This is a genomic window from Nocardia sp. NPDC055029 (genome assembly GCF_053608525.1).
Window position 1 is genome coordinate 24,253 of the sequence record NZ_JBSGVQ010000060.1, and the last position, 8,460, is coordinate 32,712.

The 8,460-nt window shown below is 66.5% G+C and carries 9 protein-coding genes; 5 read left to right on the forward strand and 4 right to left on the reverse strand.

Translation table 11 applies throughout. The features are described 5' to 3' along the window. Positions 1 to 295: 295 nt before the first annotated feature. On the forward strand, positions 296 to 1,324 hold the full coding sequence (locus ACWF9G_RS32655; RefSeq protein ID WP_452520001.1) for an alpha/beta fold hydrolase: 1,029 nt from the start codon (positions 296 to 298) through the stop codon (positions 1,322 to 1,324). A 12-nt stretch (positions 1,325 to 1,336) separates the two neighbouring features. On the opposite strand, the gene ACWF9G_RS32660 is transcribed toward ACWF9G_RS32655, so the two are convergent. The 3 genes from ACWF9G_RS32660 to ACWF9G_RS32670 all read right to left on the reverse strand — a co-directional run bounded on the left by ACWF9G_RS32660 (position 1,337) and on the right by ACWF9G_RS32670 (position 4,975). Further along, positions 1,337 to 2,620 carry a class I SAM-dependent methyltransferase gene (locus ACWF9G_RS32660; RefSeq protein ID WP_452520003.1) on the reverse strand — a complete coding sequence of 428 codons (1,284 nt, stop codon included), beginning with the start codon at positions 2,618 to 2,620 and terminating at the stop codon, positions 1,337 to 1,339. Positions 2,621 to 2,697: 77 nt separating this feature from the next. Further along, entirely contained in the window at positions 2,698 to 3,249 is a 552-nt protein-coding gene (locus ACWF9G_RS32665) for a DUF2637 domain-containing protein (RefSeq protein WP_379310540.1), read from the reverse strand. A 196-nt stretch (positions 3,250 to 3,445) separates the two neighbouring features. Further along, positions 3,446 to 4,975, reverse strand: a complete 1,530-nt coding sequence (locus ACWF9G_RS32670; protein ID WP_452520005.1) for a flavin-containing monooxygenase — start codon at positions 4,973 to 4,975, stop codon at positions 3,446 to 3,448. Between the two features lie 111 nt (positions 4,976 to 5,086). Here ACWF9G_RS32670 and ACWF9G_RS32675 point away from each other — a divergent pair, with 111 nt between their 5' ends. Continuing rightward, complete coding sequence (locus tag ACWF9G_RS32675) at positions 5,087 to 6,325, forward strand: PucR family transcriptional regulator (protein WP_452520006.1); 1,239 nt, start codon at positions 5,087 to 5,089, stop codon at positions 6,323 to 6,325. Positions 6,326 to 6,472: 147 nt separating this feature from the next. Beyond that, entirely contained in the window at positions 6,473 to 6,859 is a 387-nt protein-coding gene (locus tag ACWF9G_RS32680) for a beta-sandwich lipoprotein (protein WP_379310537.1), read from the forward strand. 90 nt (positions 6,860 to 6,949) lie between these two features. On the opposite strand, the gene ACWF9G_RS32685 is transcribed toward ACWF9G_RS32680, so the two are convergent. Beyond that, complete coding sequence (locus ACWF9G_RS32685; RefSeq protein WP_379310536.1) at positions 6,950 to 7,663, reverse strand: cutinase family protein; 714 nt, start codon at positions 7,661 to 7,663, stop codon at positions 6,950 to 6,952. 147 nt (positions 7,664 to 7,810) lie between these two features. On the opposite strand from ACWF9G_RS32685, the gene ACWF9G_RS32690 reads away from it, so the two are divergent. Both ACWF9G_RS32690 and ACWF9G_RS32695 read left to right on the forward strand, forming a co-directional pair. Further along, on the forward strand, positions 7,811 to 8,101 hold the full coding sequence (locus tag ACWF9G_RS32690) for a hypothetical protein (protein WP_452520007.1): 291 nt from the start codon (positions 7,811 to 7,813) through the stop codon (positions 8,099 to 8,101). Between the two features lie 148 nt (positions 8,102 to 8,249). After that, complete coding sequence (locus tag ACWF9G_RS32695) at positions 8,250 to 8,417, forward strand: hypothetical protein (RefSeq protein WP_379310534.1); 168 nt, start codon at positions 8,250 to 8,252, stop codon at positions 8,415 to 8,417. Positions 8,418 to 8,460 lie beyond the last annotated feature (43 nt).

The window sequence follows — 8,460 nt, forward strand, 5'->3', positions numbered from 1 at the left end:
TTCTGGAGGTCTGATGGGCGCCGAAGGCGCATCGCGATGCCGCTCCGTTCGTCGATGGGTGGGCCGGTCGATGGACCGCCGTGCGGAACCGCGACGAGTCGAGCCGCGCTCGATGTCACAGCTGTGCGGTGGGCTGGCGTTCCGAGGGTGAAGCTGCTTGTGTCACTTGCTATTGCGTGGGGAGGAGGGTTCGGGCGCCATCTTTGCCGAATCGGCAAGGTTCCTTGCAGGACCTCCCTGTGTCGGCCAAAACTGGCGGGACGGACCGAAACTCCCTACCCACCAGGAAGACACGATGAATATCGCAGCACAACCGTCGACAGGCCGACTGCCTCGATACGCCCGCGCGGTGGCCGTCACCGCGATCTCCGCGCTGCTCACGGTCGGCTCCGTGGCATGCGGCACTACGACTGCGGCAGAGATTCCCTCCTATGCGGTCGCGACTCACGGCGACCGGGAATTCGGCAAGACCTTCCGGCACGAGTTCGCCGATGTCGACGGTGTTCGTATGCATTACGTGACCGGGGGGAGCGGTTCGCCGGTGGTGCTCATCCACGGATGGCCGCAGACCTGGTACGGCTGGTGGCAGATCATGCCTGCGCTCGCCGAGCGTCACACCGTCTACGCAGTCGATCTTCCCGGGCTGGGGGACAGCACCGGCTCACCGAGCGGTTACAGCAAGGCCACTCTGGCGCGCTACGTCCACACCCTCATCGCGGACCGGCTCGGGGTGCGCGATGCGCAGATCGTCGGGCATGACTTCGGCGCCGCGGTGGCCTTCCACTACGCCAGCCAGTTCCCCGCTGACACCACTCGACTCGGATACCTCGACCTTCCTCTCCCCGGGCCCGCGGTCGATGCTCCTACCTACCGCTCGATGAGCTGGCACATCGCCTTCCATTCCCAGCAACAGGTCCCCGAGGCGGTGGTCGGTGACAATGTCCGTGACTATCTGGCTTTGTTCTATCCCCAGGTCTCTTTCGGCGGAACGGCTTTCGGCGGCACCTCGCGGCGTTCTCCATTCACCGATGCCGAAATCGACGAGTACGCAAGGACTTACAGTCGGCCCGAAAACCTGGCCGGTGGTTTCGAGCTGTATCGTGCCCTGGATCAAGATGTCCGCGATTCGGTGGCGGCGGCGCCGACGCATGTCCCGACATTGCTCATGACCGCGCAGGGACAGCTCGACCCGGTCCGGGCGAGCGCGGCGGCCCGGTTGACCAATATCGTGCACGCGGTGGACGTTCCGAACGCGGGCCATTGGCTCGTCGAAGAGAACCCGCAGTTCGTCACGGCGGAGCTGTTGAGATTCCTTCGCGGGTGAGCGCGACAGGGCCTATCCCCAGGCGCGGCGTGTCGCGGGCATATCGGAATTCCCCGTCGCTTCCGGCACCACACCGAGTACCTGGTGAATCCCTAGTCCGCCGTCCTCGAAGCCCAGCGCTGAGGCGGCCATGTAGAGCCGCCAGACTCGTGCTCGCCCTTCGCCGACGAGTGAAACCGCTTGTTCCCCAGCATTTTCCAGATTCGCGATCCAGTGGCGAAGGGTGCGCGCGTAGTGCTCGCGCAGGGCTTCGACGTCGCGAACTTCGAATCCGGCGCGTTCCATGGCGAGGACGACTTCACCCACGTCGACGAGTTCGCCGTCCGGGAAGACATAGCGCCCGATGAAGGAGCGATTCTGCATGACGGAGCCGCCCGGCGAGGAGATCGCGTGGTTGAGCAGCCGTCCGCGCGGGCGCAACAGTGCGCGCAGGGTGTCGAAGTACTCGGCGGCGTTCTTGGAGCCGACGTGTTCGAACATGCCGATCGAGGAGATGGCGTCGAATTGTTCGCCGCGCAGGTCCCGATAGTCGGCGAGCCTGATCTCGACACTGTCCGACAGCCCCGCGTCGGCGACTCGCCGGCGGGCGAGCTCGACCTGGGCGCTGCTGATGGTGACGCCGACGACCTGTGCCCCATAGGTCGAGGCCGCGTGCATCGCCATGGAACCCCAGCCGCATCCCACGTCGAGCAGGCGCATACCCTCCTGCTCGGCCAAGCCGAGTTTGCGGCAGACCAGGTCGTGCTTGGCGCGCTGGGCGTCCTCCAGCGAACCGTCGTCGTCCGGCACGAACCGCGCGCAGGAGTAGGTCATGCTCGGGCCGAGCACCAGCCGATAGAAATCGTTGCCGACGTCGTAGTGATGACTGATCACCGCCGCATCGCGACGTTTGGTGTGTAACGGTCCGCGCCGTGGTCGCGCCTCCTCCGGTGGTATTTCCGGGCGGCGACCGACCGCCCCGAGTCGCCGCGCCGCGCCGACGGCCCGCCAGGCCGCGCCGAGGCCGAGGCGGGCGTCGTTCGGCGCGGTCGACTGGAGTGCTCGGAGCATCGTGAAGATGTCGCCGTCGAGATCCACTGTGCCGGAGACGAATGCGCGCGCCACACCGAGTTCGCCGGGCGCCCAGACCAGGTGGCGCAGCGCATCCTCGGATCGCACGCGCATCGTGCCGGGGCTCGCGCCATCGGGTTGGATCGTGCTGCCATCCCAGAATTCGAACCCCACCGCCGGGTGGGGTCCCAAAGTGGCTCGCAGCAGAGGTTCGAGCGCGGCAGCGACCGTGGACTGGTTACCCATGCGACCACTATGGCCCGCGTCGCGCTGCTGCTAGGGCAACCACGCAGCATCCGACCTCGCGCCGGTGAGTTCGCCCCTTATGTCCGGGTCTTCGGTGTTGTCGGGGTTCGTGCCTCGCTGCGGTGCTGGTCCCACCATGCGGCACCGTCATGGGGGGAGGGGTTCGAGTCTTTCGGCGGCACCGGCGCGGTGGGGATGCCGAGGACCCGCAGCCGCCAGTCGTCCTCGGGGATCGCGGCCACGATGCGGACGGGAACGACTGCCGTGAGCAGCAGGTAGTTGCCCACACAGATCATCAGGCATATCGGGGGAACCGAGACCACGGTCGCGATCTCGAGGGTGCCCATCTCGATCGGATCGCGGGAGATGGCCAGCACGTTCCCGAAGATACTGGCCAGCACCGCGGCGACGAGCAGCAGTTCGTAGACCCGCACCATGGACGTGGCCTTCTCGTCGCGGATACCGACCAAGGTGATGAAGGTGCAGGCGACCAGCGCGACGGTGAGGCCGACCACCACCGGCCACAACCAGGTCAGGCCCTCAGGAATCCCAGCCGCACGCGCGAGGGTGGAGGTGAAGGTGAACGATGCGATCGCCGCGGCGACAACCAATAGGGACCCTAAGCCCACGAGCAGCTTCGGTACCGTGAACGGAACAGGGCGGGGGAAAGGGTCCGTGTGGTCCATCAGGCTCCATCCTACGGGCTACGGCCACCAAACATGCAGGCACTCAACAGGGTACGGCCACGCGCGCAGTAGACACCGCACAAACTTCGCCGCGGACGCGGTGGGCCGCCGCTGCGTGCCGACCTCGAGGTATCTGTGCTCATGCTGATACCGATGCGGATGGCAGGGCGGCGACCGCGCGGTCGAAGTGGAGTTCGTGATCGAGAATGTCTGCCTTCCGCAGGATTCGCACGTCGTCGTGGTAGTTCATCGACGTCCGCCACGGCATCCGGTCGCCCTGCTTGGGCAGCTGGTCGACGACGCGCTGGATGTAACCCGCGGCGAAGTCGAGGAACGGCCGGGTGGGCATGGCCTCGTCCGTCACTTCGGCGTGTGCGATCTGGAAGCCGTTGTCGTCCATGTGGGCCAGGATGCGGCAGAAATGCTCACAGAGCAGCCCGATCTTCAACGTCCACGAGGAGTTGGTGTAGCCGATGGCGTAGGCCAGGTTGGGGACACCCGAGAGCATCAAGCCCTTGTAGGCCACCGTGTCGGGTAGTTCGATCGCCCGGCCGTCGACGGTGACGGGGACGTTGCCGAACGCTTGGACGTTGAGACCCGTTGCGGTGACGATGATGTCGGCTTCGAGTTCACGGCCGGATTGCAGCAGGATGCCGGTCTCGGTGAAGGTCTCGACGCGGTCGGTGACCACCGATGCGCTGCCGTTCCGGATGGCTGTGAACAGGTCACCGTCGGGGACGGTGCACAGGCGTTGTTCCCAGGGGTTGTAGGGCGGGTTGAAATGTTGGTCGACCGGATAGCCCTCGGGCAACTGCTTGGCGTTGGTCCACCGGATGAACCGGCGCATCCGGTTCGGGTATTTCTCCGAGAGGCTCCAGATGAGCTTCTGCTGGGCGATGTTCTTGCGCCGGGTCATGGCGTAACCGCGTTCGTCGCCGAGGATCTTCTTCAGCGCGTTGGCGATCGGGTCCTTCCTCGGCACCGGCAGGATATAGGTGGGGGTGCGCTGCAGCATCGTCACGTGCGCCGCGGTATCCGCCATCGCCGGAATCAGTGTGACCGCGGTGGCGCCACTGCCGATCACCACGACGCGCTTTCCGGCGTAGTCGAGGTCTTCGGGCCAGCGCTGCGGGTGGACGATGGTGCCCTGGAAGCGATCGCGGCCGGTGAACTCGGGGGTGAATCCCTCGTCGTAGTTGTAGTAGCCGGCGGCGGAGAAGATCCAGTCGGCGGTGAGCTCGGCGAGTTCGCCGGTGTCGGTGCGTTCGACCTGCAGCGTCCAGCGCGCGTCCGCGGACGACCAGGCTCCGCCGATGACCTTGTGGTGGTAGCGGATGGTGTCGTCGAGTCCGTTCTCGGTGGCGGTTTCGCGCAGGTAGGACAGGATCCGTTCCCCGTCGGCGATCGATTGCTCGTCGCGCCATGGCTTGAACTCGTAGCCGAAGGTGTGCAGGTCCGAGTCGGAGCGGATGCCGGGGTACCGGAACAGGTCCCAGGTGCCGCCGAGGTCGCCGCGAGCCTCGAGGATGGTGAATCGCTTGTGCGGCAGCAGCTTTCGCAGGTACCGCCCTGCGCCGATGCCGGAGATGCCTGCGCCGACGATCGCCACGTCGACATGATCGGTGGTCGATGCGCCGGTCCTCGGCTGCTCCGAGGTCTGCGTGGTCATAGCGACTCCTTCGTTGGACTCCGCCGTCCACAGCAGTGCGGAGGCTGCATTCCAGGGTCGGATACCGCGGCAGGCTTGCGCTACGTCATAGCGACGCAGGATGCTGAGATTGTGGTTCATAATGACGCACGCGATGCGGGTTGGCCGGAGCCGAGGCCGGAACTCGTCGCTTTGATCCGGCGGGCGGCCGAGATCTCGCTGAATCCGCCGGCGGAATGGCTCAACGACCTGCACGAGGCGTCGCTGGCGGGGGAGCGCATGCAGCGCATCGCCGGGGATCCGGTGCTCGCCGACGCGGTCCGGCGCGCGAATCTGGCCAATATCGCGCACTGGGCCTGGTCCAATGTGCAGAATCCCGGCCGCAGGGTGCCGCCGAACCTCGGCCCCGAGGCGCTGGCCTCGGCCAGGGATTTGGTGCGGCGCGGCCTCGACGAGACCTCGCTCGAGGCCTACCGCACTACCTACAGCGTGGTGTGGAACCGGTGCATGGAGGTGTGCTTCTCGCTCACCGACGATCCCCGGCAGCTACGGGAGCTGCTCGAACTCGCGTCGCTGTCGATCTCGACATTCATCGAGGACACGATCGCGGCCGTCACCGAACGGATGAAGGCCGAACGCGCCGACCTGGTGCGTGGTACCCACGCCGAACGTCGCGCCACGGTGTCGCTGCTGCTCGAAGGAGCGCCCATCCGGCTCGCCCAGGCGGAGAGCAGGCTGGGTTACCGGTTGACCGGGCCGCACACCGCTGCCGTCCTCTGGGCGAAGTCTCCTACGGCCGGCGATCAGCTCGAGGCGGCCGCGGAACTGCTCGTCCGGGTCAGCGGCGCCGGGCACCGGCTCACGGTCGTGGCCGGTGCCACGGCACTGTGGCTGTGGCTACCCACCGACACGGCCCCGGAGCTGGACCCGGTGGTCCGTGGGCTCGACGCCGCTCCGGACGTGCAGATCGCGATCGGGCGACCGGGTCTCGGCCTCGAGGGATTCCGCCGCAGCCATCTCGACGCGCTCGAGACACAGCGCATGCTGGCCCGCCTCACCTCGGTTCGCCGGGTCGCTCGCCATCAGGACGTGCAGCTGGTGGCCCTGCTGACCGCCGATCCCATCCGGGCTGACGAATTCGTCGCCGACACCCTCGGGGCACTGGTCGGCGCCGAGACGGAGGTGATCGAAACGCTCACGGCCTACCTCGAGGAGCAGTGCAGTACCGTCCGGACGGCCGAACGCCTCTACACCCACCGCAGCACCGTTGTGCGCCGCCTGGCTCGCGCCGATGAACTGCTGCCCCGGGCCCTGGCGAGCAACACGATCGCGGTCGGCGCAGCCCTCGATGTCCTGCGGTGGACACGCTGACCGGATCATCCCTTGATTCGCGGTTGCCGGACAACGCGGTGTGTAAAGTAGTGCGGGCGTACATGTTCGAGAAGGGGGAGTTCAGGCTCGGGGCTTGTCCGGGCTTCTCGGACGTGAGTGCGACACCGCTGAGGTAGGGGGACGAAAATGAAGCCGAAGCTCATCGCGGCTGCTGTGGCGCTGTCCGCGGGTGTCATCGCAGTGACCGGGTGCTCGAGTGACGCCGACGTGGTGTCCAAGAATCTGTCCAAGGAATCGGACCAGTTCAAGATCGACCGTCGGGTGGTGTTCTTCAACGGAATCACCGACAAGTACCTGCTGTCCATCGAGGGCAAGTGCTCGATCAAGGACGAGAACAACCAGCTCGAGGTGACGTGCAAGACCGGTGACGACGAGTACAAGAAGCACTTCCTCGGACTCTCGGACAACGTGAGCTACTTCGTGGAACAGCTCGAATCCGCCGAGGTGAGCCGTTATCACTACAAGGTGATCTTCAAGCCGGAGACCATCCTCCCCGACGTCGACCGTCCCTGAGAAGCCAGGTCGACGGAATCGCCTGCCTGCCAGCGGAACAGGCCGAGCGCGACACCACGGCGCGCGGGCCCGCTCTCGGCGTTTCGACGGTCAAGAGCCGAGCTGTTCGCGCACGAACGCCGCGGCCTGGTCGCGGTTGCCGTTGACGAAGTACGCGAAATGGCCGTAGCTCAGGGCGTTTGCGAATCCGGCGGCCGGGTCGCCGCCCTGGCAGACGCGGTCGCCGGCATTGCAGTAGTCGCGCAGGCGGTCGGCGAATTCGGCCAGCGCGCCTGCGCGGAGTGGACCGGTGCCGGATAGGGCGGGGTCGAAGTTGCCGCGGTCGTAGGGTTCGGTGCCGTTGAACAGCGGGCTGCCGAACAGGGCGACGGCGTCGATCCGCGCGGCCGCCTGGTCCGTCAACGCGGTTCGCTTGTCGAGGGTGTTGCCGATGACACGGGCGCCCTGCGAGTAGCCGAGCAGGACGAGCTGCTGGTCCGGGCAGGTGGCGGCGGTGTCGTTCAGCAGCGCGGTCAGGTTCTCGACGCCGCGGACGGCGCTGTCCGGGGCCATCGAGGCCGGATATTCGAGTTCGGTCACCGTCGTGCGGCGGCCGGATTCGTCGCCGATCCGCTTGCCCAGCGGAGTGAGGAGCAGGCTGCCCGACTGTGGTTCGAGGGTGCCCCGGACGGTGACGACCCGGACCTCCGCGCAGGCGGTAGGGGTGGTGGATGGCTCGGCGGCCGCAGCCGGGAAGGTGGTCAGCGCCAGTGCTGCCGCCGCTGTTGCGGTAGAAGACAGCAGGATTCGAGATCGTCCACGCATCCGTCCACTGTATGGGCCGAATGGGCGACAGACCAGGTTTCCGTAGGTTCCCACGGATCGACCACGGCGCGACAGACAGTAAAACTTGGGTATTTCAGATTGTTGTCGCTCGACTAGTGTCGGCGAACACATTCATAGGAGGTAGTCATGAATCCACTACTCACCAAAATCCTTGCCGCCATTGCTGTTTCGAGTGCTCTAGTCGGTGCGACCCTGGGTCCGGCGCACGCCGCTCCGGCCGTGCCTGTCCCCGTCGCTCCGATTGCGGGTTCCGGATCCGCGTCGGGTTCCGGCGAGTCCGGTTCCTCGCTGGCACCGCTGATCACCTTTCCGCTCGGCGCGCTCTACATCCTGCTCTGCGATGCCGAACCGAACGGGCCGATCTGTGCCCTGATCTACGAGATCGGCAGCGGCAGCGCCGAATCCGATCCGGCCTGACCCCGAAAAAAACCCACCCCACCTGATTTGGAGGCACACCCTCATGAGCCGAATGCTCACCACATCCCTTGCCGCGGTCGTACTCTCCGTCGGTCTCGGCGGCCTGGGCTCAATCCCAGCGCAGGCCGCCCCGGCCACCGTCGCGCCCGTGGCCGACACACAGACCGGATCTGCGACAGGATCCGCCCAGATGCTGCTGGCCTGGCCGCTCGGCTTCGTGCTCTTCGGCGCCTGCTTCGCCGACGGCGACAGCCAGACACACAATCCGCTGTGCCAAGCGCTCCTCGACCTGACCGCCGGCAGCACCGGCCGCTGAGCTGCTGAACCCTCGCCGCAACTGCCGTCGGCCCCTGCGGGGC